The organism is Polyangium mundeleinium, from assembly GCF_028369105.1.
GTDB lineage: Bacteria > Myxococcota_A > Polyangia > Polyangiales > Polyangiaceae > Polyangium > Polyangium mundeleinium.
Genome location: NZ_JAQNDO010000001.1, coordinates 9502755 through 9529391, shown reverse-complemented (window position 1 = coordinate 9529391; position 26637 = coordinate 9502755). Strand labels below are relative to the sequence as shown.

Genomic DNA, 26637 nt, shown 5'->3' with positions numbered 1-26637 from the left:
ACGCCCCAGTGGCCCGCGTGCCCAGGCTCCCCGCCGGAAGGAGCCTCAACATGCGTACAGAACGACAAGCGGCATCGATTCGTGGTCGTCTCGGAGAACCGCGACGAACATCGAGGGCGCGCAGGAGCCCGCCAGCCTTCGCCTTCGCGGCGTTTCCCCCTGGACAACCGTCCAGCCCGTGCATAAAGCCACCCGTCCCATGACCGCCACGACCGACCCCACCACGGTGTCCTCGCCCACGTTCACGCTGCCCGCTTTCGACCCGGTCCCGACCCTTTCGGAGGAGCTCACGCTCCCGAGGTCCGGGGTCTCAGCCGTGGTCAAGCTGCTCGCCGAGGGCGCGACGGTGCCGTTCATCGCGCGGTACCGCAAGGAGGCGACGGGCGGGCTCGACGAGGTGCAGATCCGCGCCATCGAGGAGCGTCGTACGTACCTCGTGGAGCTCGACGAGCGGCGCAGGCAGGTGCTCGACGAGATCGGCAAGCAAGGCAAGCTCACGGACGGGCTGAAGAAGAAGATCCTCGGCTGCGCGACGAAGGCCGAGCTCGAGGATCTCTACCTGCCGTTCAAGCCGAAGCGCAGGACGCGGGCGATCATCGCCAAGGAGCGCGGGCTCGAGCCGCTCGCCGATCGGATCTGGTCGCAAGCGAAGGAAGGCAGCCCCGAGGAGGAGGCCAAGGCCTTCGTCGACGCGGCCAAGGAGGTGCCCGACGTCGCGGCCGCGCTCGCCGGCGCGCGCGACATCTGCGCCGAGCGGATCGCCGAGAACGCCGACGTGCGCAAGCTCGTGCGCGAGGGGTACATGCAAGACGGCGTGATCCGCGTGAAGAAAAACGAGGAGCACGAGGGCAAGGCGACGAAGTTCGACACGTACGCGACCTTCGAAGGGCCCGTCGCGGGGATGCCGTCGCACCGCTACCTGGCGATCCGCCGCGGCGAGGCGGAGGGGATTCTCCGCGCGTCGGTGGATCTCGACGGCGAGAGGCTCTTCGCGCCGATCGGCAAGATGGCCGGCCTCGACGGCGGCTCGCCCTGGGCGGGCGAGCTCGGCAAAGCGACGAGCGACGCGTACAAGCGGCTGCTCGCGCCGAGCGTGCAGATCGACGTGCGCGTCGAGCTGAAGCAGCTCTCGGACCGCGCGGCGGTCGAGGTGTTCGCGCAGAACCTGCGGGAGCTCTTGCTCGCGGCGCCCTTCGGGACGCACGCGGTGCTCGGGATCGACCCGGGGCAACGCACGGGCTGCAAGTGCGCGGTCGTCGACGACACGGGCAAGCTGCTCGCGAACGAGACGATCTACCTCGTGCAAGGCGCCGAAGCGGAGGAGCGCGGGAAGCGGACGATCCGCGATCTGTGCCGGAAGTACGGCGTGCGCGCGGTGGCCGTGGGCAACGGGACGCACGGGCGCGAGACGGAGCAGTTCGTCCGGGATGTGCTCGCGGCCGAGGGGCTGAAGGAGACCTTCTGCGTGCCGGTGAGCGAGGCGGGCGCGAGCGTGTACTCGGCGAGCGACGTGGCGCGTGAGGAGTTCCCGGACCTCGACCTGACGGTGCGCGGCGCGATCAGCATCGCGCGGCGGTTGCAGGATCCGCTCGCCGAGCTCGTGAAGGTCGATCCGAAGAGCATCGGCGTGGGGCAGTACCAGCACGACGTGTACCAGTCGCTGCTCGCGCGGAAGCTCGACGAGGTCGTGGAGAGCTGCGTGAACATGGTCGGCGTGGAGCTGAACACGGCGAGCGCGCCGTTGCTCTCGCGCGTGGCGGGCATCGGGGCGTCGCTCGCGAAGAAGATCGTGTCGCATCGTGATCAACACGGCGCGTTCTCGAGCCGCAAGAAGCTGCTCGATGTGGCGGGGCTCGGGCCGAAGACGTTCGAGCAGTGCGCGGGCTTCTTGCGCATCCGCGGGAGCGAGCACCCGCTCGACGCGAGCGCGGTGCACCCGGAGCGTTACGCGCTCGTGGAGAAGATCGCCGAGGACCTCGGCGTGCCCGTCGCGTCGCTCGTGGGCGACACGAAGCTCATCGGTCGTGTCGATCCGAAGAAGTACATCGGCGGCGACGTCGGTGAGTACACGATGAACGACATCCTGGTGGAGCTGAAGAAGCCGGGGCGTGATCCACGCGCGAGCTTCGAGCCGCCGAAGTTCCGCGACGACGTGCGGACGATGGAGGACCTCAAGCCCGGGATGGAGCTCGAAGGGGTGGTCACGAACGTGACCGCGTTCGGCGCGTTCGTGGACGTGGGCGTGCACCAGGACGGGCTCGTGCACGTGTCGCAGCTCGCGGACAGGTTCGTGAAGGATCCGAGCGAGGTCGTGAAGGTCGGCGACAAGCTCAAGGTGCGCGTGCTCGAGGTGGACATGGTGCGCAAGCGCATCTCGCTGACGGCACGGAAGGGCGAGCGCCCGCAGCCGGGGCAGCAGCAGGCGCAAGGGCCGCAGCAAGGGCGCGGCGGACCGCAGCAGGGCAAGGGCGGCCCCCAGGGCAAACCGCAGCCGCAGGCGAAGTTCACGAACAACCCGTTCGCGACGTTGTTGAAGCGGTAGGGGCGGGGGGCGGCGCGGGGCCGGTTCATGCTACCTTCGCGGCATGGGCGACCCCGCGCGCAAGCTTCCCACCTTTGAGGAACTGCTCGCCGAGATCGATCGGCTGCCTGCGCATCTGAGCGGCGAGATCCTCCAGCCGGGTGAGATCCGCACGATGTCTCGGCCGGATGCGCCGCATCGGCGCGCGGTAGGGCAGTGCTATCGCGCGCTCGGCGATGCCGACATAGCCTCCGGCGGCACTGGCTGGTGGATCGAGCTGGAGCCCGCGGTTCGCTTCGGAGATCGGCTCTTCAACCCAGATATCGCCGGATGGCGCGTCGACCGTTGCCCCGACCCGCCCCGTGGGTACCCCATCACGCTGCTCCCTGATTGGTGCTGCGAGGTTCTCTCGCCGTCGACGGCTCGCGACGATCGCCGGATCAAGCTGCCGCACTATGCGCGCTCTGGCGTGGGTTGGGTCTGGTTGATCGATCCGGAGATACGACTCGTCGAGGTCTTTCGTGCCGAACGTGAGCAGCCCTTGCTCGTCACGTCCGCAGGGGAGGATGAAACCCCACGCCTGCCGCCCTTCGACCTCGAGATCAACCTCGCGCCCTTCTGGATCCTCCCCAAGCCCGCCGAGCCCTCTTCTCCCTGATCCCGCCCGCCGGTACCCTGCGCGGCATGTCCGATACGGCCGTCGAGACCGCGGTAGCTCGCCTCTCCCCCGACGCGCGACGCTTGCTCTGGATCCTCACGCGCGCGCAGCCGCCCGTGCCCGAGACGCTCGTCGAGAAGGCATTTGCGCGCGAGTCGGTGGAGGACGAGAGGTTCCGGCAGATCGGCCGCATGCTGGAAGCGTTCGAGCGGATGCCGCCCGAATCGAGGCCCGAGATGCCCGCCATGCCCGACGAGGTGAAGCGGCGCATCGCGGCCTTGCGGGAGGCTGGGGAGCCCGAGCGTCCGGACCTTCTGCCGCTCGTCGGAGAGCTCGTGGAGGCGCGGCTCGTGACGCGCGCGCCGCTGCTCGAAGGCGGCGCAGCGATGGGCTTCACGGCGACGGAGGCGGCAGCGAGCGCGGTGACGGCGTGGATGGAGGCGCGGCCCGAAGAGCGCGCGGGGCAGGACGAGGCCGCGGTGAAAGTCGCGTTCGGCGAGCGGTACGGGGCCGCGTTCATCGCGGCCGTCGAGGGCAAGGTCCCCGGCGGGACGAAGGAAGCGGGCGTGGAGGCTGGGATCACGGCGACGTCGTATTTCGTCGGCGCAGGCGCGTTTTCTGCGCTCGCCGCGATGTTCGGCGAGGCCGTGCGCGCGGCGAACGACGCATCCATCGTCGGGCCGGTCGCGGGGGCCGTGGAGGAGAAGGGCGGGCTCGACGCGCTGCTCGGCGCGTTCGACGCGCAGAACGACGCCCTCGGTCACGCGGGGACGCTGGCTGCGCTCGCGGGTCACCACAAGGACGCAGGGGACCTCGGGAAGGCGATCGCGCTGGAGACGCGAGCCCTCGCGCCGCTCGCGCGGCTCGACAACGTGGTGCCGCGGGCGATCGTGCACCTGCGGGTGTCGGAGCTTTTGGAGGTCGCCGCGCGCAGGGAAGAGAGCGCCGCGCACCTCGCGGCCGCGATCCTGTACAGGGCGCTGTCGGGCGTGGATTTCCGCGCGGAGATCCGCGCGTTCATGGTGCGGCTCGGTCGGGAGCGGGGGTACACGTTGCCCGCGGCCGCGGCGTTGCTCGAAGATCCGTCGTTCGCCGATCTCGCGCGGTTCGTGCGGACGAACGGCGTGCCTGTCGCGGACGTGCAAGCCGATCTCGATGCGCTCACGGCGCAATTGAAGCAGCACCTCGGCGGCTGAAGGCTTTACGAGGCCGCTTCGGCGGGGCATGAGGATCGCTCGATGCGTACGATCCTGCCGCTCCTCGCCTCGTTGTTTTTCATGTCCGCGTGTAGCCCCGCGTCGCCGGAAGGCCCGAGGAACGCGGACGCGGAAGCGCGTCCCCCCGCGGAGACGCCGCCGCCGGCCGCGCCATCGCCCACGGGATCTTCGACGGAGGCCGCCAGCCCGAACGAGGCCGCATGCAGCACGGACGCGGACTGCGCGCCGGCGGCGTGTTGCCATGCGGCGTCGTGTGTCGCGAGGAGCGCGGCGCCCGATTGCAGGGCCGTGCTCTGCTCGATGGAGTGTCGTCAGGGGACGATGGATTGCGGCGGCGGATGCGTCTGCCAGGGCGGTCGCTGCGCGGCGCGGATGATGTCGGGGCCCGCTGCGATGTGAGGATCAACCGGCTGCGGCGCGCGCGACCATCGCGGCGAGCAGCGGGCCCGGGTCGTCCTGCCGCATGAGCGCCTCGCCCACGAGCGCTGCGTCGGCCGGGCCTTGCGCGATGCGCGCGACGTCGGACGGCGAGGCGAGCCCGGAGAGGTGGACCCGCGCAGCGCTGCGATCGACGCGGCCGAGCACGCGCTCGGCGCGCGCATGATCCATGACGAGCGTGTCGAGGTCACGCGCGTTGATCCCGAGGACACGCGCGCGGGCGCGCTCGGCCGCGGCGAGCTCCTCCTCGGTCGCGACCTCGACGAACGGCTCGATCCCGAGAGCCCGCGCCGCGTCCGCGAGCCGCGCGAGATCCTCCGCCGAGGTGATGCGCGCGATGAGCAGCGCTGCGTCCGCGCCGTGCGCCGCGGCCATCGCGAGCTGGATCGGGTCCAGGATGAACTCCTTGCAGAGGAGCTTTGGCCGCGCCGCGCCGAAGGCTGCGTCGAGCGCGTCGCGGCACGCCGCGAGATCGTCGTACGAGCCGCCGAAAAACGGACCGTCGACGAGCACGCTGATCATCGTCGCGCCCGCCTCTGCATATCGACGCGCTCGCTCGGCCGGCCGCAGCACCGATGAGAGTGCGCCCGCCGACGGCGAACGCAGCTTCACCTCGGCGAGGAGCCGCAGTGCCCCGCCCTCGGGCCGACGGAGCGCCTCGAAGACGCCTCCTGCCGGCGCGCGGAGCACGCGTGGCGGAGGCGCAGGGAGCAGCGCCGCGATCTCGGCCCGCTTCGAGGCGAGGATCGTGTCGAGGACACGCTTTCCTCCCTGCCCGTCCCTCACGGCGCTCCCGTCTCCCGCGCATGCAGCGCGGCGTCGCGGAGGGCATCGAGCGTGCGCATCGCCGCGCCGCTGTCGAGCGCCGCGGCCGCTTCCGCCGCGAGATCCGGCCAGTCGCGCGGGTCGTCCGTCTCGCGGAAGACGGCGAGCGCCGCAGCCGCGTTCAAGACGATCGCGCACCGCGCCGGGTGCGGCTCGCCGCGCAGCACGGTGAGGATCACCTCCGCGTTTTCGGCGGCCGATCCGCCCTGGATCGCGCCCGACGGCGAGACCGGCAGGCCGAAGCTCTCGGGACGCACGACCATCTCGCGCAGCGATCCGCGCGCGAGCTCCGTGACGCGCGTCGGCCCGAACGGGCTCACCTCGTCGAGCCCGTCTTCGCCGCGCACGACCCACGCGCGCCTGAGCCCGAGCTCGGCCAGCGTCGCGGCGAAGACCGGTCGGAGCGCGTGATCGTACGTGCCGAGGAGCTGATGTGTCGTGCTCGCCGGGTTCGACAGAGGGCCGAGCGCGTTGAAGATCGTGCGGATCGCGAGCTCGCGCCGCACCGGCGCTCCGTGCCGCATCGCCGGGTGGTGCGCCGGCGCGAACAGGAACGCGATCTGCGCCTCGCGCAGCACATCGGCCTGACGCTCGGGCGGCACGTCGATCGGCACCCCGAGTGCTTCGAGCACGTCGGCGCTGCCCGATCGGCTCGAAACGCTTCGGTTTCCGTGCTTGGCGACGGGCGCGCCGGCCGCAGCGACCACGATCGCGGCTGCCGTCGACACGTTCAGCGTGCCGAGCCCGTCGCCTCCTGTCCCGCACGTGTCGAGGACCGCAGGCAGCCCGTGATCGACGCGCACCATCACCGCGCGCATCGCCTCGGCGGCGGCCGCGATCGTGGAGGCGTCCTCGCCGCGCAGGCGCAGCGCGACCACGAAGCCGGCGACTTGCACCGGTGTCCACGCGCCCGCGAGGATCGCGTCGAACGCCCCGCGTACGAGCGCGCGCGGCAGGGATTGCTCCTCCTGCGCGAGCTGCTCGAAGACGTGGGCGAAGCAGGCGACCGCGGCGCTCACAGGTGCGCTCCTGCCAGCGCACCTCCCGTCCGAGCGCGGGCGTGATCCTTCACGAGATCGAGCCAGTTGCGCAGGAGATCCATCCCGCGTGTCGTGAGGATCGACTCGGGGTGGAACTGCACGCCTTCGATCGGGAGCCGCGCGTGGCGCAGGCCCATGATCTCGCCTTCGTTCGTCCAGGCCGAGACCTCGAGCTCGTTCGGCAGCGAGCTCGGCTCCACGATGAGCGAGTGGTACCGCGTGGCCACGAAGGGCCGCGGCAGGCCCGCGAAGATCGTGCGCTCGTCGTGCTCGATCGGCGACGTCTTGCCGTGCATCACGCGCCCCGCGCGCACCACGTGTCCGCCGAAGACCTGCGCGATGGCCTGATGACCGAGACAAACCCCGAGCAGCGGGCGCTCGGCGCCGAGGGCCTCGATGATCTTCAGGCTCACGCCCGCCTCGTTCGGCGAGCAGGGCCCTGGCGAGACCAGGATGCCGTCCGGGGCGAGGGCGCGCGCGCCGTCCACGTCGATCGCGTCGTTCAGCCGCACGACGCACTTCGCGCCCAGGATCTCCAGGTATTGAACGAGGTTGTAAGTGAACGAGTCGTAGTTGTCGACGACGAGCAGCCGCATCGATCCCACCTTGCTAGCGATGGACGGAAGCGTCCGCGTCAAGGCGCGGCTCGCGGCCCTCCATCCCCCCGAGCACAAAGTAGCACCCGCACCACGGCGCGGCTGGCCGCTCGATGCGTCTTTTTCCCGGGAAAATCCGGCAAATCGTGCCTTACTCGTTCGCCGTTCCGCCCGCGCCCGGCGCGGCCTTCGCGAGGAACTTTTCGAGGCGCAGGCTCACGAGCTCGGGGAACTCGACCGCGGTGTAGTGCGTGCCTCCGCGCACGACGTAGAGCTCCGCGCCGGGGATCTGCTTCGCCATCTCCTTCGCGAGCGCAGCCGGCGTCATCGCGTCGCGATCCCCCGACACGATCAGCGTGGGCACGTCGATCGTGCCGAGCACGTCCGAGGCGTCGTGATCACCGAGCGCGCGGAGGTTGTGGAAATACGCCTCCATGTCGAGCGCGCTGAAGCCCTGGACGAGCTCGTTGAACACCGCGTCGTCGAGCGCCTCGTTCATCACGCCCATGGCCTTCAACCACGCGAGCGCCTCGGGCACGTCCGCGGCCCTGCGCGTGACCTGCGACGCGAGCGCGTGCGCGCGGCCCACGAGCTCCACGAGCGAAGGGAGCACGGTCTTCATGCCAGGCAAGGGGCTCACCGTGTCGAGCGGCCTTCCGCTCGTGCCGTTCAGGAGCACGATGCAACGCGCCCGATGTCGCGCCTTTCGGTACGCTTCGAGCACGACCTGGACGCCCATGCTCCAGCCCACGAGCGCCGCGCGTGGTGCGCCTTCGGCGTCCAGGATCGCCAGGAGATCCTCGGCGTGGCGCGGGATCGCATACGACGCCGGTGTGCCTTCCGGCGGCCGCGCGGAGGCGAAGAGGCCACGGTAGTCCCACGTGAGGAAGCGGTAGCGCCCGCGCAGGTGCTCGATTTGCGCGCTCCACGTGATGTGCTGGCCCCCGAGCCCGTTCGCGAGCATGACGACGGGCGCGCCCGGATAGGGCGTTCGGGTGGCGTAATACGTGATCCGCGTACCGTCCGGCGCCGTGACGGCGCGGGTCTCGACGGCGAGGGGCAGACGCGGAGGAAGCATTCGCTCCGGTAGGTACCACCCCGGCCGCGAGCCGTCGTCGAGAAACCAAGGAAACGCGAGGCCCGCGCTTCCAAGGCCAGGGGAGAATTTCAGCGGGCGCGCCGTTGACACGACGTACGTCGCGCCGGTAACTTGCCCGCTGGTCGCTACGAGGAGCCGATGGCTGCTGAAGACAAGAGCAAGAAACCCAAGATCGATCTGAAGGCGCGGCTCGGCAAGACGAACATCGGAACGCAGGCCGTTCCGCTGCCCGTTCCTGGCCAGTCTCAGCCGCCGCCCTCTGGTTCCGGTGGGAAATCACCGAACATCGCTCCGCCGCCCGGGATCTCCCCTGGCATCCCGGTTCCTCCGTTCGCCCAGGCTGCGAAGCCCGCTGCCGCCGAGCCGCCGCCGCCGAAGCCCACCGCCGTCCAGCAGACCATCAAGGTCGAGGTCGGCGAGGAGATCATCAAGGAGCGCGAGAAGGCGAAGAAGCGCGTCATCATGGCCGCGGCCGGCACGGCGGTCGTCGGGATGCTCATCGGCTATCCCGTCGGCGGCGCTGCCGCGCGCAACGAGCGCGGCAAGGCCGTCGTGGCGAACGCCAAGAGCCTCATGACGGACGTGAAGGCCGCCAACGAGAAGATGAAGGAGCTCGAGACGCTCCTCGGCGAAGCGGCGGAGAAGCTCGGCAAGAAGGAGTATCCCGCGGAGCTCGCTGGTCAGCTCGGCGGCATCAACATCCCGTTCGACGCCACGAAGGTCGACGGCGCGAGCATCTCTGGCCTCAATCCGAGCGCGCTGCGGCAGCTCCTCAACTTCACCAAGGGCTGCGAGGAGCTGAACAAGAAGAAGGACAGCTTCAAGAACCTGCTCGAGTTCGCGAAGGCGCCCGTCGAGAAGGCCTGGAAGGAGGAAAAGGAGCCGGTGATGAACTTCTCCGTCCTCTTCCGGTCCGACCAGAAGGGCGTGATCGCGGAGCTCGTGCCGGTCAAGGAGCCCTACGACTTCGGCAAGGACTGGCCTGCGAACTACGCCATCCTCAAGCCGGAGCGGACGCAGCAGGGCATGAAGTCCGTCGAGAAGAAGCTGAACCGCTACACGAAGGGCGATCTGCCCGGCAGCGGGGATCCTGTGCTCATCCCCGTCGATCCTGTGACGACGTCCGCGTTCACGAGCCAGGAGGTCGTCCGCAACCTGCGCAAGGCGTTCGTCGACATGCGCACGGAGCTCAAGGGCGACGACAGCAACCCGCAGAACCCGATCGTGGGCCTCATCGAGACCGGCGACAACCTGATGACCGCGATCCAGAAGGTCACGCAGGGCGGCTGAACACCTCTCCCCCTCGGGGGATGGAACGAAAAACGGGGCTCGCGAAAGCGGGCCCCGTTTCGTTTTGTCCCACGACGAGGACGAGAAGGACGCTCAGACCTCGACGCTGCGAGGCCTGACGATCTCGACCTTGCCGATGTGCTGTTCGTCGCAGTCACGCACGATGAAGCGCAGGCCGTACTTGCTCACGCTCGCGCCGTTCTCGGGCGTCTTGCCGAGGTGCTCCGTCAGCAAACCTTCGAGCGTGTGCTCCTGCTCCACCGCGGCCTCGCCGTCCGGCAAGAGATCCGAGCCGAGGAACGCTGAGAGATCACGGATCGACACCGCAGCGTCCGCCATCAGCCGGCCGTCGCCGAGATCCTGGATCGGCGGCGCTTCCTCCGCGTCGTGCTCGTCGCGGATGTCACCGACGATCTCTTCGAGCACGTCCTCCAGCGTCACGATGCCGCTCAGGCCGCCGAACTCGTCCATCACGATCGCGAGGTGTTGCCTGCGGCCGCGCATCTCCTTCAGCAACGTCGAGAGCGGCTGCGACTCGGCCACGAAGTTCGCCGGGCTGCGCACGATCTCCTGCAGCGACTTGTTCTTCAGGCGATCTTCCTCGAACGCCTTGAACAGGTCCTTCGCGTAGAGGAGCCCCACCACGTTGTCGAGCTGCTCGCGATAGACCGGGTAACGCGAGTGACCACTCCCCGTGACGAGCGCGAGCGTCTTGTCGAGCGGGGTGCTCACCTCGATGGCCTCCACGCGCGAGCGCGGGATCATCACGTCCTTCGCCGTGCGATCCTGGAACTCGAGCACGTTGCGGATCATCTCCGCAGGCTCGCGGCCGAAGAGACCGCTGCGCGCGCCCTCCTCGACCAACATCTCCACCTCCGCCTCTGTGATGTGCGGATCCGGCGGCTCGCTGCTCTCCTTCGCCGCGATCGAAGCGCCCAGCCAGCCGAGCGGGACCGCGAGCGGGAGCATCGCGATCTCCAGCGGCCTGAGCCAGCGCGCGGCCATCGGCGCCACGTGATCGGCGTGCTTGCGCCCGAGCGTGGTGCTCACCTCGAAGAGCGTGCTCGTGAGGACCACGGTCACGGCGAAGGCGAGCAGCGGCGCCGCTTGCGGGTACAGCGGCTGGAAGAACAGCATCGTCAAGACAGCCGACAGGGCCGTGCTGAGGACCCTGCCGAGCAGGTAACGAGACCGGAGCTTGGCGTCGGCGCTGCGGATGCGCTCGAGCGCCGCTTTTTCCGGTCCTTCCGCCTGCTCGATGAGCGCTGCCAGGCGGGTCTGGGTGAGGCTCGTCAAGGCTGTGTCCGCGCCCGCGAACAAGGCCCCGACGAGCGCCGACGCGATGGCCCCTGCCAAAAGCGCCAGTGGTACGTCGTTTGGACTCAAAACCGAACTCCCTACACGTCGAATCGTAGCGGACCAAGCTTTCACGGCGCAACCCGCCGCGCTCGCTCGGCAGCTACGGATGGTCAGGGCGGAAAGCGACGACCAGACGCGACGTGCTCTTCCGTCTCGACCCCGCGGCCTGCGGGAACATCCGTGAAGCCGCGTTGAACCACGTAACCATCATGATTCCATTTCCCCACGGCGACCAGACGGCCCTCCGGGGAAAGCCAGGCGCTCGCTGCCGATTCTTCGGATTCGGAAGGTTCGTCCGGACGATGGGTGGCGCTTTCCTGGATCTCCGTTTCGCGCGGGGGCGGCACCGAAAAATCCGCTTCTCCAAGGCGTTTGCCCTGGGATGCACGTACCGCGCCCTCGGCCGTGAGCACGGCCGTGGGCAGGCCCAGACGAACGGCCGCGGCGAGGGGCACCACGGCCGCGCGCAGGGCGTCGGCGGGCGCGTCGAGCACGTTCGCGACGTCGAGACCGAACGGCCCGCTCCGCGTGCGGCGGAGCGCGCCGAGGTGCGCGGGCACCTCGAGGGCCGCGCCGAGATCACGCGCCAGGGAGCGCACGTAATAACCCTTGCTCACGTCGAGCGAGACGTCGAGGAACGCGAGCTTCCCCGGTTCGAGGATCCCCGCGCCGCGGAGCTCGATCGCGCGCACGGCGACCGGACGCGCAGGCAGCTCCACCACCTCGCCCCGCCGCGCCCGGTCGTAGCTCTTCGCTCCGTCGACCTTGATGGCCGAGTACGCAGGCGGCGCTTGTTCGGTCCGCGCGCGCTCCCGATCGAGCGCGGCCGTGATCCCCTGGAGAACGGCGCTCGCGCCTTCCTGTGTGAACCGCGTGATCTCGTCTTCGAGCCACGCCGGCAGCGGCGCCTCGTCCGTGACCGCGCCTTCGGCGTCGAGCGTGTCCGTGCCGCGACCGAGGACCACGCGCGCCTCGTAGGCCTTGTCGTGCGCGGTCAGGTAAGGCCCGAGCTTCGTGGCCTCGCCGAGCAGCATCACGAGCACGCCCGACGCCATCGGATCGAGCGTGCCGGCGTGGCCGATGCGGCGCATGCCGAGGGCGCGCCGCAGCTTGCCGACGACGTCGTGGCTCGTGGGGCCTTGGGGCTTGTCGAGGACGAGGACGCCGGTCGTGTCCCCGCGTTCTTTGGGGCTCATCCTACCCCAGCCAGACCGAGCGCCGCTCGGACAGCATCCGGTCGAGCATGCTCTGGATCGACGCGCGCACGCGCTCGGAGAGGCGACCCACGAGGATCTCGTCGTCGGCCGCCTCGGGGCCGTAGTTGCTCCAGGTGAGCGGCTCGCCGAAGCGGATGCGCCACTTCGTCGGCGCGGGCATGAGGCCGAATGGCCCGAGCGCCGGGAAGGTCGGCGTGATCGGGAAGTACGGGATGCCCAGGGTCTTCGTCATGTACTCGAAGCGGTAGAGCATCGGGTTCGCTTCTTCGGCGCCGACGATCGCACAAGGCACGAGAGGCGTGCGCGTGCGCAGGCAGAGGCGGATGAAGCCGCCGCGGCCGAAGCGCTGCAGCTTGTAGCGGTCGCGGTAGAGCTTGCCGATGCCCTTCGCGCCCTCGGGGAAGACCGCGACGAGCGCGCCCTTGTTGAGCAGGCGCTCCGCGTTCTCCTGGCAAGCGCGCACCGCGCCGAGGCGGTTCATGAACGTGCCGACGAAGGGCAGGTAGTAGACGAAATCCTCGGCGAGCCAGCGGAGCTCGCGGTGCGCCGGGTGATCGCGGCGGATGGCGGCGCGCAACATCGCGCCGTCGTAAGGCAGGGGGCCGCCCGCGTGGTTCGCCACGACGAGACATCGGCCCTCCGTGGGGATGTGATCGGCGCCCTCGACCTCGACGCGGAAATACCGCTTCGTCATGAAGTCGAGCACGGGCAGGAGCTTCGCCTCGAAGGCCGGATCGAGGCCGAACTCGTCGACCTCCTCGGAGCGGCTCCGCAGGCCCGCGCGTCCCCACTGCTTTGCGTAAAACTCGGGCGAGAGGACCTCGCTCGCGGTCGCCGACTCCGGCACGGAGGCCCGCGGCGCCGGCACGTCGCTGCGCGGCTTGGCCTTGGGCACGTCGCTCTTGCGCGCGGTGGGGACGGGCGGCGGTTTGGGCACGTAGGCCGGCTCGTCCGCGCGCTCGCGCCCGCGCCCGATCATCAGGTCGAGCCGGGCTTCGAGGTCGCGGATCTGCTGCTCGATCTCGGCGGGGTTCGTCGCGCCCGCGCCCGCAGCATCGGCCTCGTCGCGCACGGACGCGGGGGGCATGCTCGGGCGGATGACGGCCTCCGTGGGTCCGATCGGCGCGACGTCGTGCGCCTCGTCGGCGTCGAGGTCGTAGCCGGGCACGAGGCGCGGCGCGGACGGCGTGTCCGCGTCGAGGTCGGTGCCGTGGGGCAGGGCGGGCGCGATCTCGGCCGTGGACCAATCGTCGTCGTCGTCCTCGTCGTCGTCCTCCGAGGACACGGGCGCTTCGTCCAAAGCGGGCGGCGGCTCCGCGAAAAGCCGCGTCGCCGCGATCTCGCCTTCCGCAGGAGAGCTCTCCTCCTCGGGGGCGGCGACGCCGGCGTTGGCGGCGACGAACGCCGCGGTCGCGAGGGGCTCCTTCGGCGCCACGGCCGCGCGCGTCTCCTTCGTCTCCTTGTGCTTCCGCTTCTGCTTCTTCCCCATGGGAAACCGCCCGCCTAGGCAGGGCTCTCCTGCAGCAGGTTCGCGTCGCGCAGGCTCTGCGCGGCGAGGTAGTCGAGCAGCGCCTCGCGGGTCGTGTACGCCGGCCGGAAGCCCATCACGCGCGCCGCCTTGTCGCCGTCGGCGACACAGACGTATCGCAGGTACCGCAAAAAGCTCGGAGGCACGGCCGAAGCCTGCGTGATCCAGGCCGCGCCGACGAGCGAGCTCGCGACCGTGTGCGGCAGCGGCATCGACGAGCGGCCGGCCAGGCGCAGCACCATGGACAGCGGCAACACGCCGTCGGAGGTGATGTTGAACGTGCCCGGATGATCCCGATCGAGCGCGAGCTTGAAGGCCGCGAGCGCGTCGACCTCGTGCACGAACTGCAAGAGCGGATCGAAGCCGAGCAGCGTGGGCACGACGCGCATGCCGAGATACCGCGTGACCCAGTTCTGCACCGTCGGCCCGACGATCGGCGCCGTGCGCAGGACCGTGACCACGGTGCCCTTCGACTTCGCGGCAAACGCGTTGAGCTCACGCTCGGCGGCGATCTTGTCCGCGAAGAACGGCTCGTCCATGTCGGCACGTAAAGCGTGCCGCTCCGTGAGGAAGTTCGGGTTCGTGGGGTGCGCGCCGTAGAGCATCGTCTGGCTCCACTGCACGAGCTTGCGCAGCCGCACCTGCCGCACGGCGTTGAGGAGATGCATCGTGCCGACCGACTCGAGTTCGTGCGCCCAGCCCGTCGCGTGGGTCGGCGACGAGAGGAAGCAGAGGTGCACGAGCGTGTCGACCTCCTCGGAGGCCAGGATCTCCGCGACGCGATCCTCCGAGGCCGGGTTCGTCAGATCGACCTCGAAATGCCGCGCTTTCGGGCCTGCCGTGTCGGGCGACTTCACGTCGATCGTCACGATGCGGGCCGTCGCCGGATCTTCTTCGAGGAGGCCCACGAGGTTGCGGCCGAGGAAACACGCCGCGCCCGTGAGCGCGACGACGCGCCCGCCCGAGCGGCTCCGCGAGCCCCTCGCAGGCGGGATCGCCGGCTCGCGAGGCTCGCTGTTCGAGTTGTCGATCGGATCTGCCATGCGGAGCGGACTCGACACTACCCGCTCGCGCGGCGAGCGCAACATCTCGGTGGATGCTCGTGGACGACGCTCGGACAAGCCGAGCTACGCCCCCGAACCCCCGTTTGCCCAGCGCGGACAGGGTTCGCCCTGATGGACCTGGTCACGGCGCCGCGCAGGTGGCGCGCACCCACGAAACCTCGTCCCCCATCTGGATCCACATGTCCACGTCCGCGCCGCGCGCCGCGACGGCAAAACTCGTCGCGTCGGCCACGGGCATCGGCGCCGAGACCGGCGTGCCCTCGGCGTCGAGGACGACCGCGTACGCCACCTTGCGCGCCACGCCGCAGCCGAGCGGGGCGAGGTAGGCCGCGAGCACGCCACGCTCGAGCGGCCGGAGCGCGCCCGAGAGGGGCGGCGCGTGCGCGCGCACCTCGGCGGCTTCCTTGCCGACCCGCTCGAAGCGCAGCTTCCCGCCCTCTTTCGCGCAGCCCTCGTCGTCGATGGGGGCCCCGTACACGAGCGCGATCGGCCGCGCCGCCACGGTCGCGTCCACGATGCCGAACGGCGCCGGCACGCGTCCGAGCGAGCGCGCCGCGCCGTCCGTTGCTTCCCAAAAGACCAGCTCTTGCCCTTCGAGCAGCGCCGCGACCACGCCACCGCCCGCGCCTGCGTCGGTCCCGGGCGGCGATGCTTCGAGCCGCGCGATGCACGAGGGGCGCGCGTCGCTCTCGGGGGTGTCCGGGACGATCTCGGTCCGCTTCCACGACGAGGCCGGCTCGTTCGGGAGGCCGACCCAGAGCGCGGCGCCCGCGACCGCCACGTTGCCGAGGCGCGTCGTGAGAAGCGCGCATCGCGACGAACCACACGCGAGATCGAGTGCGTCGAACCGATCGCCCTCGCCGATCGGCGTCGCGTGGTCGCCCTGGTGCACGAACACACGGGAAAGCTTGTCCTCGCCCTGCTCGCTGTACGCCGCGAGCCACACGCCGGCGTCGGTGCGCGCGAGGCGCGGCATGGCGTCGGCGTCGAGCCAGGGCAGCGGCATCGCCCCCTTGCTTTCGCCCTCCGCGTCGAGCACGAGCCCGGCCACGCCGAGGAGCCGCGGGGGCGTCTCCGTTTCGTCCGCGTCGGCCACGACGAGCGCCCCGGCCCCGCGCGGGGCAGCGACGAACCGCGTCGAGGGGGCGACCTTCGCGCGGACGAGCGGCGCGCGCATCTCGCAGCCCGTGGGGAGCGCGATCCCCGGGATCCCCGGTCCGATCCGCGCGGGCTTGAAGACCCACGGCGCGGGCGGCGGCAAGAGCTCGTCCTTGGGGATCGGGATCGGCGCGGGCGGGCCTGCGTCGGCCTTCGTGTCCTTGTCCTTGGGCGTGCAACGATCGCAGCCGGTGGCGAGAAAGAGCAGCGCCGCTGCGGCGAGGGGGAGGGCGTCGTTCCGCGACACTAGAGCACCCGACGCAGCACCGGGTACGGCTCGAGCCCGCCCACTTCCTCGAACCCGTTCGGCTCGAACGCGCCCATCGGACCGGTCCAGAGCTCCTCGTCGTTCACCGGCTCCTTCGGCCGGCGCGGCAAGGCTTCGAGCACGCGCGCGCCGAACGTGTCCTTTGCGTACGAGACGGCGCCCGCGACGAGCGCCTTCGCCACGCCCTGCTTGCGGAAGCCCGGATGCACGAGCGTGCAGCCCAGGAGGAACACGCCTTGCCGATCCCCCTGAAACGCCGGGAGCTGCTTGTAGAAGCGCCGCTCGTAGGCCTTGCGCATCACGGCCGCGGGCGTGACCTTGAGCCAGCCGACGAGCGTCCGCTTCCCCGCCTCGTCCTCGTGGATCGCCACGATCCCCTTCGCCTCGTCGCCGCCCGCCGCGAGCGCGCCGAAAAATACCGAGGCGTTCTCCTCGGGCGCGTTCGCGCAGCGGTCGAGCCAGTCGTTGTTCGTCCCGTCGAAATGCCAGAACCGGCAAAAACACGGCGACGAGGCCGCCGAAAAGAGCTCCCGCAAACCGGACGCATGCTCGGGCCCCGCGGGGGCCGTGACGAGGCGAAGATCGCTCATGCTTCCGAAACCTTGGGCCGGAGCCCGCGCGCCGGCGAGATGCCCTCCCACGCGGCGGCGAGCGCGCAGAGCCGCGCCTCTTCGAGCGGCGGGCCCACGAGCTGCAGGCCCACGGGCAGCGACGGCACGCTGTTCGTCGCGGGCGTGGGCGCGCACGGCACGCTCAGCGCGGGCACGCCCGCGAGGCTCGCGGGCAGCGTGTAGATGTCGGCGAGGTACATCGCGAGCGGGTCGTCGACGCGCTCGCCGAGCGGGAACGCGACCGTCGGCGAGACCGGCGCCGCGATCACGTCGACCTCGCGGAACACCTCCTCGAAATCGCGCCGGATCAGCGTCCGGACGCGCTGGGCCCGCAGGTAATACGCGTCGTAATAGCCCGACGAGAGCACGTAGGTCCCGAGCACGATGCGTCGCGCGACCTCGCGGCCGAAGCCCTCGCCGCGCGTCTTCGCATACAGGGCGCCCAGGCTCTCCGCGCCCTCTGCCCGCGCGCCGAACCGCACGCCGTCGTAGCGCGCCAAATTCGACGAGGCCTCCGCCGTCGCGAGCACGTAATACGTGGCCACCGCATACCGCGTATGCGGCAAGCGCACCGGCCGAAGCTCGCAGCCGAGCGACGCGAGCCCGGCGAGCGCCTCACGCACGCTCTTCTCGACGGCCGGCTCGAGCCCCTTCGCGAAATACTCCTCGGGCACGCCGATCCGCATCCCCCGCACGTCGCGCCCGCACGCCTCCTCGTACGCCGCTACGGGCGCCCCGAGGCTCGTCTGGTCGTGCGGATCCCGCCCCGCGATTACGCCGAGCAGCCGCGCCGCCGAGCGCACGTCGGCCGCGAAGGGCCCGACCTGATCCAGGCTCGACGCGAACGCGATGAGCCCGTACCGCGAGACACGCCCGTACGTCGGCTTGATCCCGACCGTCCCCGTGAGCGCCGCGGGCTGGCGGATGCTGCCGCCCGTATCCGATCCGAGCGCGCCGAGCGCGAGCCCCGCCGCCACCGCGACCGCGCTCCCGCCCGACGATCCGCCCGGGATGCGCGACGGATCCCAGGGATTTTTCGTCGGGAAAAACGCGCTGTTTTCGTTCGACGAGCCCATCGCGAACTCGTCCAGGTTCGTCTTGCCGACGAGCACCGCGTCGGCCTCGCGCAGGCGCGCGACCACGGTGGCGTCGTAGGGCGGCCGGAAGCCGCGCCGTGGATCGAGCGTCGCCTCGCCCTTCGAGGCAGGCCGGAGGAGGATCCGTGATCCGGCCGTGGTCGGCGCGTCGCGCGTGCAAAGCGCGTCCTTGATGCCGATGGGCACGCCGGCGAGCGGCCCGAGCGCCTCGCCGCGCGCGCGTTTCTGATCGACGGCCCGCGCGGCCGAGAGCGCCTCCTCGGCTTGCACCGTCAAGAAGGCCCCGAGCGCCCCGTCGCGCCGCGTGATGCGATCGAGGCTGGCCTTGGTGACTTCCTCGGCCGAGACCTCGCCGCGCGTCACGAGGCCGGCGAGCTCCGGGATCGAGCGATCGAGCACCGTCGCGTCCATGGTCAATCCTCTTCCACGAAGCCCGGCACCGCGAACCCGTCCATCGACGTCCGCGGCGCCTCGCGGAGCGCGATCTCGTGCGGCAGGCTCTCGTGCGGCTCGTCTGCGCGGAGCTCTACCCGCGTCGGCTCGACGCTTGGGGCTCCGGGTCGCCCTGCGGCGCCCTCCGCCCCAAACCCCAGCTCGACATGTGCCGTTGGCTCGATCCCCGTCACGTCGAGCTCTTCGAGCTGCCGGACGTACGCGAGGATCCGCCCGAGATCCCCGGTCAAGCGTCGGATCTCTGCGTCTGGCAGATCGAGGTTGGCGAGGCGAGCGAGCGAGCGGACCTCATCCTCGGCGAGGGTGGCGGGGCCTTCGGGCGCGGGGGACATCGCTGCCGGATGTAGCACGAGGGAGGGCAGGGGAGGGGGCGGGGAACCGGAGGGGGGCGGGGAGGCGGAAGCGGCAGGCCGCATGCGGATGGGACATCGGCCCCGGGAATGCCTCCCCATTGCGAGGTTTCACGGCGCGAGCGTCGGCACGTCGTTCTCCCAGCGGACGCGCGCCAGCGCCGAGCTGAATTCGACGGCGAGCCGCGGGCTGAGCGACTCGTGCGTGAGGTGGCACGAGGACGTGTCGACGCTGATCATGCGCCCCGCGCGCTCCTGCGCGGGCAGGCTCGACGTCTTCGCGCGCCATGCCTCGAATCCGGAAGGGCTCCCGCACACGAGGGCCGCTTGCTCGGCGCCGAGAACGAGACGCGCGCCGAGCTCCTCGCGGTCCTGCTCGCACGTCCCGCGCCCCAGCGCTTTCGCCACGACCCGGCACGCCTTCACCTGCGTGTTGACGACACATCCCTCGATCTCGACGTGTTTGTCGAATTTCACGAGCTTGCCCACCACATCGACCGGATCGTCGGGCTTCAGGGCGGTGATCTCGGCCGCCTCGCTTTCTCGCACCAAACACCGGACGGACGGGGCGTCGGGTTTTGCCTCTTTGGGCATCGTCACCACCACTTTGGCCCCGTCTTTGACGACTTCGCCAAGTTTTCCCCGGACGAGCACATGTTTGCCCTTGAATCGCTCGTCGGCGCGCGTGGCGCTTGCCTCGTAGGCTTCGAGCAGCTCGACGTGGGATATCTCGACCTCGGGCGGATTCGTCCGGATGGAAGGGGCCGCGGGCGGCGCCGGGGCCGCGCTCGCGGAGGCCGCCGCCGCCCCCTCGCGCGAGGCATTGTCGGTGCGGGAGCAGGAGACGACCCCGAAGGCCACGAGAGCGACCCAGAACCACGAGCATCGGCGTGCCATGGCGGACACGTTACGAGGTCCGAGCGGAGGAGACAACCCATGGCGCGGCGCCGGGGTTTCGCCCCGGTCCCCGACAAGGGGCTCTCCGGCCCTCGACCCGGGGCCTGGGCCAGCTCTCGACCTCGGGTGCATCGACCGCGATGCGGTCGATGCACGAGATTCGCTCATCAACGCTCGACGTAGCTCCCGATCAGGGTGCATCGCAGAGGATGACGCACTGGTGCGCGGGGGTCGCGTTGCAGTCGCCGAAAACGCCGGGATCGAAACCACAGTCGCAATCGTACGTGTACGGGTCCACCACGCAGCCGCAATCCAGGGCGATGTCGGCGTAGGCGCCATACGGGACATCGACGTCCGCACAGGAGAAGAACTCGAAGTCCTTGTCGACGTTGTCCGACAGGCAGAAGACCTGGTTCACGACCTCGGCGCCGCCCGGGAGCTCCTCATTGAGGGTCGAGTTCGCGTTCTCCCGGGCGAGGAGGTTCTCCGGCGCATAACAGGCGAAGTCGTGGTCGTTGTTCGTGAGCTCCTCTCCCACGCAATTCTTGCCGACGTGGACATAGTAATAGAAGTCGTACGTGCCGTCTCCCGGGTCTACGCCCGGGGGCACGGGCTGGTTCACGGCATTGCTGGCGCAGAGCTCGTTGAACTTCGCCGCGTCCTCTTCGTTGTTGGGCGCGGGTTTCAAGGTCCCGTCCGCGTTGAAGTTGAAGCAAGCGGTCGCATGGTTGAAACAGCGGTACTTGCTGTCCGCGTTCCCGTCGCGCTCGGCGTCGATGAGCACGGAATTGCCGTACCAGCTCACGCCGCTGCCGCTGAACGCCATCTTGACGCTCGCCGTCACGCCATTCTCCTCGTCCCCGCTCCCGGGCTTCATGCCATTGCAACCGCTCACGGTGACGAGCCCGCCGAACACCATCATGCCGCACAGCGAGATAAGCTTCTTCGCGTTCATGGTCGTGATCTCCTCAATACGTGGTCGTGCTGCGCGGCGTCCTTCAGTGCCGCGCGAAATCCCCATGGCCGGGCTCGTAACGCCGCCGCTGTCGTGATGGGCCGATCTGTCACCGCAGCGAATGCCGAGCGGACGACGTGTGCGTGGCGCGTCCATCGACGCCCTTCATCGCGTTCGTCCGACCGGCAACGCTGCAGCGTGCCCCACCTCGACCCTCGGTCGGCGCGATGTTGGCGCCTTCACCCAGCGACGAGACAACAGGGAAGCTAGCTTGGAATGTGGGCCCGGCAAGGAGAAAGGGAATCGGCTGGGATCACAATACAGGACGTAAGCCTGTCAAAAATCGGGACTTCTAGGCCTCATTTCTCGACATCCGCATTCCCCCGCCCCCCCTCCGATCCATTTCCCTCACCACGGGCCCCCCGCTCGTCCCGAATCCCCCCTCCATCGTCTGCGTGTCGTCGTCCGGTGGGGCCCGATTCCCCCACGCATCCGCCCGCGATCGTATCGCCCGGCACACCGAGACCTACTCCGCCGTCCTTCCTGAAAAATTCTACGCCGGCGTAGGAACTGGGCCCTCCATTTCGCCTCCTGCGGACACGGCTTCCGTTGATACGACCGGCACATTCCTGGTAGTTTTCCGCGTTGTCGCTTCCCGGAACCAGGAGGAAAATTTCATGAAACGAGTCCATCACGTGGTGGCCCTCGGGGGCCTCTTCTTCGGAGCTGCTTCGTTCGCCGGTTGTGCCGCGGAGGACGGCACGTACGACGACGTCGACGACGATCTCGTGGGCGACGAGATCCCCGTGGATCCGGCTTCTCGTCCCACGCGCGCGTGTGGCGTCATGGACCTCCCCGAGGCCGAGCTCCTGCGCGTCGAAGGGGAATTCGAGCGCATCAAGGTGGTGCGTCCGGCAAACGCCTTTACCAGCCCGACCACGATCCCCGTGTACTTCCACGTGATCAACAAGGGCACGGGCATCGCGAACGGCGACATCCCGCAGAGCCAGATCGACGCGCAGATGACGGTGCTCAACAACGCGTACGCGGGCACCGGGTTCTCGTTCCAGTTGATCTCGGTCGATCGGACGACGAACGCGACCTGGTACACGATGGGCCACGGCTCGACGGCGGAGACGAATGCCAAGAACGCGCTCCGCAAGGGCGACAAGAACGCGCTCAACGTCTACACGGCGAACCTCGGCGGCGGCCTCCTCGGCTGGGCGACGTTCCCCTCGGACTACACCGGCGCGCCCAAGAGGGACGGCGTCGTGCTCCTCTTCTCCTCCGTGCCCGGCGGGACCGCATCGCCCTACAACGAGGGCGACACCGGCACGCACGAGGTCGGCCACTGGCTGGGCCTCTACCACACGTTCCAGGGCGGCTGCGCTTCCCCGGGCGATTCGGTCTCGGATACGCCGCCCGAGGCCTCGGCGGCCAGCGGGTGTCCGACGGGCCGTGACTCCTGCTCCGGCGGCGGGGTCGACCCGATCACCAACTTCATGGACTACACCAATGACTCCTGCATGAACACGTTCTCGGCGGGCCAGATCACCCGCATGCAGAGCCAGTGGGACACGTATCGCGACACGGGCACGCCGCCGCCCCCGCCGCCTCCTCCTCCGCCGCCCCCGCCGCCGTCCGGTACGTGCGCACACGACAAGTGCGTCACCGGGGCGGCGCTGAATGCGTCGGCGTGTGGCTCGGTCGTCGCGAGCGTCTGCGCCTCCGACTCCTATTGCTGCACCACGTCTTGGGATAGCCAGTGCGTGAGCGAGGTGTTCAGCTACGGCGGCAGCGTCGCGTGCGGTACCGGCTCTTGCGCGCACAGCCTGTGTACGAGCGGCACGAAGCTCACCAAGGGCTGCGACCCGAACGGCGTCGTGACGACGATCTGCAATGCGGATCCCTATTGCTGCAGCAACTCCTGGGACAGCACCTGCGTGAACAACGTCGGCACCATCGCCGGCAAGACCTGCAACTGAAGCGGCCGGGGAGCGGAGGCCCGGGCGAGCCGAGCGGGGCCCTTCGAGCGTCGAAGGCCCCTTCCGGCTCGCCCGTCCCTCCCTCCCGTCCCCTGCGCCCCATCCATCTCGTCGCCGGGCCGTCCGGTGTTTCGGACATTCTCCTTGCGATGAGCCTGCCCGACAGCACTCATGCGGCGCGGAACTGGGCTTCGGCCGCGCGAGGGTCGCAGAAGCGCAGGAGGCCGAGGAAGGTCAGCTCCAGGATCCCTGCGGTCACGAAGACCGCGGCCGCGCCGTGTCGCTCCGCGATTCGCCCGCCGAGCGGCACCGCGATGGCCGACGTGATGCTCGTCATGGCCGTGAAGATGGCGATCTGCGTCGCGGCGACCGTCGGGTTCGTGAGCCTCATGTAAAACCCGACGAGGACCGCGCTCGCGGCGTACGCGAAGAAGGGCAGGGCGATCGAAATGGCCACGAGGAACGTAAAGGAATGCCACAGGCCCGTGGACATGCCGAAGAGCACGAGGAGCGTGCCGAAGGCTGCCATCGCCGACGCGGCGACCTTGCGCATCCCGACGCGATCCGCGAGCGCGCCGCCGAGGAGCGCTCCGCTGATGCCGGCGATCGGCTCGATCACGCCCATCAACGTGCCGATCGTCTCGATCGAGAGACCAAGGTCCTTGCGGAGCAAGCGCGTGTAGACCGTGCCGATGAGCGCGGGCCCCGCAGGCGTGAGAATGGCAACGGCGAGCCCGATGAGGGTCGTCCTCGCGCCGAACGAGCGGCGCAGCTCGGCGAAACGGAAGGCATTGTGTGCGCTGGCGGCGCCCTGCGCGTCGGTCTCCGGGCGCTCGCGCACGGCAATCACGAGGGTCATCACCGACCAGATGAGGATCGTGATGATGATGACGAGGGACGACCAGCCGATGCGCTTCACGACGAGCGACCCGATACCACCGGTGAGCGCCACGCCTGCCGATTTCGCCGCCGACATCACGCCGTTCGCCTTCCCCCGCTCGCCGTCCTGCAGGAGCTCGACGGCGAGGGCGTCCGTGGCGGCATCCTGGATGGCCGTGAACGTCGCGTGGAGAAAGAGCACGGCGCCGATGAGCCGGAGGTCGCGCTGGGGGTCGAGGAGCAGCAGGGAGAGCAGCGTGGCGCCCATTCCGAGCTCGGCCGCCACGATATAGGGGCGGCGGCGGCCGAAGCGGGTCGCGCCGAACCGGTCCATGAGCAGCGCGAGGGGGATCTTGAGCGCCCACGGGATGCTCATCAGGCCGATGGCGTTGCCGATCGCCGCGTTGCCGAGCCCCTGATCCGTCAGAAAAACGACGTAGAGAATGAAGACAAAGCCGGACGGCAAGCCTTGCGCGAGGTAAAGCGCACCAAACGTGGTCAGGCGAAGCGAGGGGCTCTTGGACAGTGTCCACATGGAATGGAATCCAGTCGACGCCCGTTTGCAATCGACGTGCCCATCGACCGGGGACGCGCCGGAGCTCGTCACGCGCGGATGGGGAGCCCGACAGCCGCCGGATCAACCGAGCCAGTGGATCGATCGAGCCAACCGAAAGTGGATCTTTCGATCCGGTTCCGGCCCTTCCCGGTGACAACCCCCGCATCTTCCTCGCGGCACGGGTGTTGCGTCTCGCACGGCTCACCGAGCATGCACGCGATCGATTCTCTGCTCCGGTCGGCGCTCGCCGACAAGCGATTGAACCACATCGAGGGTCTCCACATCGTCACGGACCGGCTCGATTACCGACCCATTGATCAGGTCTTCCCGCTTTTCGCCGAGCAGCAGTTCTTCCTGGACGAGCTCCAGCGGGACAAGCTCCAGGGCGCCGAGGTGCTGGAGATCGGCCTCGGCTCGGGCGTGCTGTCCATCGGAGCCCTGCGGGCGGGAGCGAAACGGGTGACTGCGCTGGAGATCAACCCCCGCGCGAAGGTCTTCGCAGGCTTCAACGCCATGGTGAACGGCGTCGCGGACAGGCTCGTGATCCTCGACGGCCACGAGCAAATCTTCCATCCCGTGGAGGGGCGGAGGTTCGATTACATCGTTTCGAACCCTCCGTTCGAGCCCACGCCGCCCGGCATGTCGTATTTCTACCACTCTGCCGCCGGCCCTTACGGCCTCGACTTCCTGGACAAACTCTTCGCCGGTCTGGACGCGCACCTCGCGGACGACGGGCACGCGCAGATCGTGACGGCGGCGCCAGGGAACGCGGCGGAGCCGACGCTGCTCGTCGAGCTTTGCCGGACCCACCTCCAGGGCAGGACGCGGATCGTGCGCAACGCCGTCACCATGACGTTCGACGCGATCATGGATCGGCTCGCCGCAAAGGAAATGGGCCCGACGTCGGGAGTCGACGCCCTGCGCGAGATGGCGCGGAGAGATGGCGTGACGCACATCCACCTTTGCGTGATCCATCACGACAAGGGCCCGAAGGAGCTCCGCGTGGAGACCTCGGAGCGGATCTACGAAGACATCTGGGATCTCCCCGCCCAGGAGATCGTGCTGTAATAGGGTCCCGTGGCCAGCGCCCCCGACAAACCCCGCCCGACGCCCTCTGCCGGAGACCCCTTTACCCTCCGCGACGCGGCCGGCCTCGTCGTCGTCGTGAGCGTCCTGGGCTCGCTCGGGTACGCCTTCGTCCGCGAGCAGCTCGCCCTGCAGCACATCGAGACACCGCTGATCGTCGACGTGAAGACCACGACGACCACGCAGACCGACCTCTGCGGCCCCCTGACGCGGGACGGGCGCCCGGAGGTCATCAGCATGCTCTACAGCAATGACAAGAGGGAGTGGATCGAGGAGGCCGCCGATCGTTTCGCGAAGCTCTGCCCGAACATCCAGGTGAAGATCACGGCCATGGGCGACATCCAGTCGGCCAACGCGATCCTGTCCGGGGAGCAGACGCCGACGCTGTGGGCGCCCGCCGACGAGCTCGTCCTGCGATATCTCGACGTGCGCTGGCAGAAGGAGAAGGGCCATGGCGAGAAGCTCTTCGACATGGCGAAGCGGACGTCCATCGCCCGCTCTCCCCTGGTCTTTTTGTTATGGGACGACCGGCGGCAGGTCCTCGAGGCTGTCGCGAAGGCCCGGCCCCCGAAGCAGGGGCCCTGGGTCGAGTACATGTGCCCCCTCGTCCCGACGAACCCCCGCCTCACGGGCATGGCCATCGAGGACATGGTCCCGGGGAAATGGATCGACTGGTACAACCCGATCCTGCCCGCGCCGCAGAAGGAGCCTCCGCCGTGGCGGCGGAAAGCCGAGCCGAAGCCCGCGGAGGAGGAGCCCACGTATCGCGCTCCCTTCCCCACCATCGGCCAGATACGATCCTGGGGCCGCATGAAGTTCGCGCACACCTCGCCGACACGATCGGCGTCAGGGCTCGAGGCGCTCTACCTCATGGCGTACGATTACGTGCTCCCGCCGTCGGAACGGTCGGGTGGGGAGAAGGCGGGCGCCGCGGAGTTCCAGCGCGCCTTCACGGAGAAACGGCAGGCCTTCGGCGCCTGGCTGCGCCGCTGCGAGGCGGGACTGGACGCGGCGCCGGAGTCCGCGTCCCTGCTCACCGATACGATCTTCAACGTGGGCGGGTCGCGCTACGACGGCGTCGTCACGTACGAGCACAACACGTTTTCGATCTTCCATCGGTTCGATCGGTTCGCCAGCGCCGTGGCGAGCATGCGCGTCCTTTATCCGCAACCGACGATCATGAACGACCACCCGGTGGTCTTTCTGAAGCTCAAAACCAACATCACCGAGGCGCGGGAGGTCGCCGCCGGCAAGTGGGTCGACTACCTGCTCGGCGAGGCGACGCAGAAGAGGGCGATCGAGTTCGGGTTTCGCCCGGCGAACCCCGCGGTCTCCATCCGTGACTACGACTCGCCCCAAAATTCGTTTTTGCGATTCCGCCGGTATCGCGTGCAGTTCGAGGACGAGCTGTCCGAGCCCCCGCGCCTCGACGGTGACATGGTGTACGACCTGGTCCGCGTCTGGGAGGACGCGACGGGGCGGAACTGATC

The 26637-nt window shown here is 69.4% G+C and carries 23 protein-coding genes; 8 read left to right on the top strand and 15 right to left on the bottom strand.

Features of this window, described 5'->3' with window-relative positions; all coding sequences use genetic code 11:
• The first annotated feature begins 199 nt into the window (after positions 1–199).
• The 4 genes from POL67_RS37615 to POL67_RS37600 are packed head-to-tail and all read left to right on the top strand — an operon-like array spanning position 200 to position 4795.
• Positions 200–2542: a Tex family protein gene (locus POL67_RS37615; protein ID WP_271925473.1), complete on the top strand. Its 2343-nt coding sequence runs from the start codon at positions 200–202 to the stop codon at positions 2540–2542.
• A gap of 43 nt (positions 2543–2585) precedes the next feature.
• Complete coding sequence (locus tag POL67_RS37610) at positions 2586–3179, top strand: Uma2 family endonuclease (RefSeq protein ID WP_271925472.1); 594 nt, start codon at positions 2586–2588, stop codon at positions 3177–3179.
• A 26-nt stretch (positions 3180–3205) separates the two neighbouring features.
• Complete coding sequence (locus POL67_RS37605) at positions 3206–4375, top strand: hypothetical protein (protein WP_271925471.1); 1170 nt, start codon at positions 3206–3208, stop codon at positions 4373–4375.
• Positions 4376–4417: 42 nt separating this feature from the next.
• A complete protein-coding gene (locus tag POL67_RS37600) occupies positions 4418–4795 on the top strand; it encodes a hypothetical protein (RefSeq protein WP_271925470.1) in 378 nt (125 codons plus the stop codon).
• Between the two features lie 3 nt (positions 4796–4798).
• On the opposite strand, the gene POL67_RS37595 is transcribed toward POL67_RS37600, so the two are convergent.
• The 4 genes from POL67_RS37595 to POL67_RS37580 all read right to left on the bottom strand — a co-directional run bounded on the left by POL67_RS37595 (position 4799) and on the right by POL67_RS37580 (position 8373).
• Positions 4799–5620 (bottom strand): indole-3-glycerol phosphate synthase TrpC, encoded by an 822-nt coding sequence (locus POL67_RS37595; RefSeq protein WP_271925469.1) that lies wholly within the window; start codon positions 5618–5620, stop codon positions 4799–4801.
• Entirely contained in the window at positions 5617–6678 is a 1062-nt protein-coding gene (trpD, locus tag POL67_RS37590; protein WP_271925468.1) for an anthranilate phosphoribosyltransferase, read from the bottom strand. The genes POL67_RS37595 and trpD overlap by 4 nt, the downstream gene beginning before the upstream one ends.
• Positions 6675–7295 carry an anthranilate synthase component II gene (locus POL67_RS37585; RefSeq protein WP_271925467.1) on the bottom strand — a complete coding sequence of 207 codons (621 nt, stop codon included), beginning with the start codon at positions 7293–7295 and terminating at the stop codon, positions 6675–6677. The genes trpD and POL67_RS37585 overlap by 4 nt, the downstream gene beginning before the upstream one ends.
• 151 nt (positions 7296–7446) lie before the next feature.
• The gene (locus tag POL67_RS37580; protein ID WP_271925466.1) at positions 7447–8373 is read right to left on the bottom strand and encodes an alpha/beta fold hydrolase; all 927 of its coding nucleotides are present in this window, start codon (positions 8371–8373) and stop codon (positions 7447–7449) included.
• A gap of 159 nt (positions 8374–8532) precedes the next feature.
• Here POL67_RS37580 and POL67_RS37575 point away from each other — a divergent pair, with 159 nt between their 5' ends.
• Entirely contained in the window at positions 8533–9684 is a 1152-nt protein-coding gene (locus POL67_RS37575; RefSeq protein WP_271925465.1) for a formin, read from the top strand.
• 93 nt (positions 9685–9777) lie between these two features.
• Here the strand turns inward: POL67_RS37575 and POL67_RS37570 are convergent, their stop codons facing one another.
• The 10 genes from POL67_RS37570 to POL67_RS37525 form a co-directional block, all read right to left on the bottom strand.
• Positions 9778–11115, bottom strand: coding sequence for a hemolysin family protein (locus POL67_RS37570; protein WP_271925464.1), 1338 nt, complete (start codon positions 11113–11115; stop codon positions 9778–9780).
• A gap of 38 nt (positions 11116–11153) precedes the next feature.
• Positions 11154–12239, bottom strand: a complete 1086-nt coding sequence (gene truB / locus POL67_RS37565) for a tRNA pseudouridine(55) synthase TruB (protein WP_271925463.1) — start codon at positions 12237–12239, stop codon at positions 11154–11156.
• A 1-nt stretch (position 12240) separates the two neighbouring features.
• A complete protein-coding gene (locus POL67_RS37560; protein ID WP_271925462.1) occupies positions 12241–13749 on the bottom strand; it encodes a lysophospholipid acyltransferase family protein in 1509 nt (502 codons plus the stop codon).
• 14 nt (positions 13750–13763) lie between these two features.
• Positions 13764–14831 carry an NAD-dependent epimerase/dehydratase family protein gene (locus tag POL67_RS37555; protein ID WP_271925461.1) on the bottom strand — a complete coding sequence of 356 codons (1068 nt, stop codon included), beginning with the start codon at positions 14829–14831 and terminating at the stop codon, positions 13764–13766.
• 142 nt (positions 14832–14973) lie between these two features.
• Positions 14974–16257 (bottom strand): hypothetical protein, encoded by a 1284-nt coding sequence (locus tag POL67_RS37550; RefSeq protein WP_271925460.1) that lies wholly within the window; start codon positions 16255–16257, stop codon positions 14974–14976.
• Positions 16257–16868 carry a GNAT family N-acetyltransferase gene (locus tag POL67_RS37545; RefSeq protein WP_271925459.1) on the bottom strand — a complete coding sequence of 204 codons (612 nt, stop codon included), beginning with the start codon at positions 16866–16868 and terminating at the stop codon, positions 16257–16259. The genes POL67_RS37550 and POL67_RS37545 overlap by 1 nt, the downstream gene beginning before the upstream one ends.
• Entirely contained in the window at positions 16865–18397 is a 1533-nt protein-coding gene (gatA, locus tag POL67_RS37540; protein WP_271925458.1) for an Asp-tRNA(Asn)/Glu-tRNA(Gln) amidotransferase subunit GatA, read from the bottom strand. Before gatA ends, POL67_RS37545 begins: the two co-directional genes overlap by 4 nt.
• 2 nt (positions 18398–18399) lie before the next feature.
• Entirely contained in the window at positions 18400–18771 is a 372-nt protein-coding gene (locus POL67_RS37535) for an Asp-tRNA(Asn)/Glu-tRNA(Gln) amidotransferase subunit GatC (RefSeq protein ID WP_271925457.1), read from the bottom strand.
• A gap of 129 nt (positions 18772–18900) precedes the next feature.
• The gene (locus POL67_RS37530) at positions 18901–19686 is read right to left on the bottom strand and encodes an OB-fold protein (protein WP_271925456.1); all 786 of its coding nucleotides are present in this window, start codon (positions 19684–19686) and stop codon (positions 18901–18903) included.
• A 190-nt stretch (positions 19687–19876) separates the two neighbouring features.
• Entirely contained in the window at positions 19877–20641 is a 765-nt protein-coding gene (locus POL67_RS37525) for a hypothetical protein (RefSeq protein WP_271925455.1), read from the bottom strand.
• 677 nt (positions 20642–21318) lie between these two features.
• Here POL67_RS37525 and POL67_RS53200 point away from each other — a divergent pair.
• On the top strand, positions 21319–22626 hold the full coding sequence (locus POL67_RS53200; RefSeq protein ID WP_276076102.1) for a zinc metalloprotease: 1308 nt from the start codon (positions 21319–21321) through the stop codon (positions 22624–22626).
• A 169-nt stretch (positions 22627–22795) separates the two neighbouring features.
• On the opposite strand, the gene POL67_RS37515 is transcribed toward POL67_RS53200, so the two are convergent.
• Positions 22796–24040 carry an MFS transporter gene (locus POL67_RS37515; RefSeq protein ID WP_271925454.1) on the bottom strand — a complete coding sequence of 415 codons (1245 nt, stop codon included), beginning with the start codon at positions 24038–24040 and terminating at the stop codon, positions 22796–22798.
• Between the two features lie 231 nt (positions 24041–24271).
• On the opposite strand from POL67_RS37515, the gene POL67_RS37510 reads away from it, so the two are divergent.
• Positions 24272–25129 carry a 50S ribosomal protein L11 methyltransferase gene (locus POL67_RS37510; protein WP_271925453.1) on the top strand — a complete coding sequence of 286 codons (858 nt, stop codon included), beginning with the start codon at positions 24272–24274 and terminating at the stop codon, positions 25127–25129.
• 9 nt (positions 25130–25138) lie between these two features.
• Positions 25139–26635, top strand: coding sequence for a type 2 periplasmic-binding domain-containing protein (locus POL67_RS37505; protein ID WP_271925452.1), 1497 nt, complete (start codon positions 25139–25141; stop codon positions 26633–26635).
• The last annotated feature ends 2 nt before the right edge of the window (positions 26636–26637 follow it).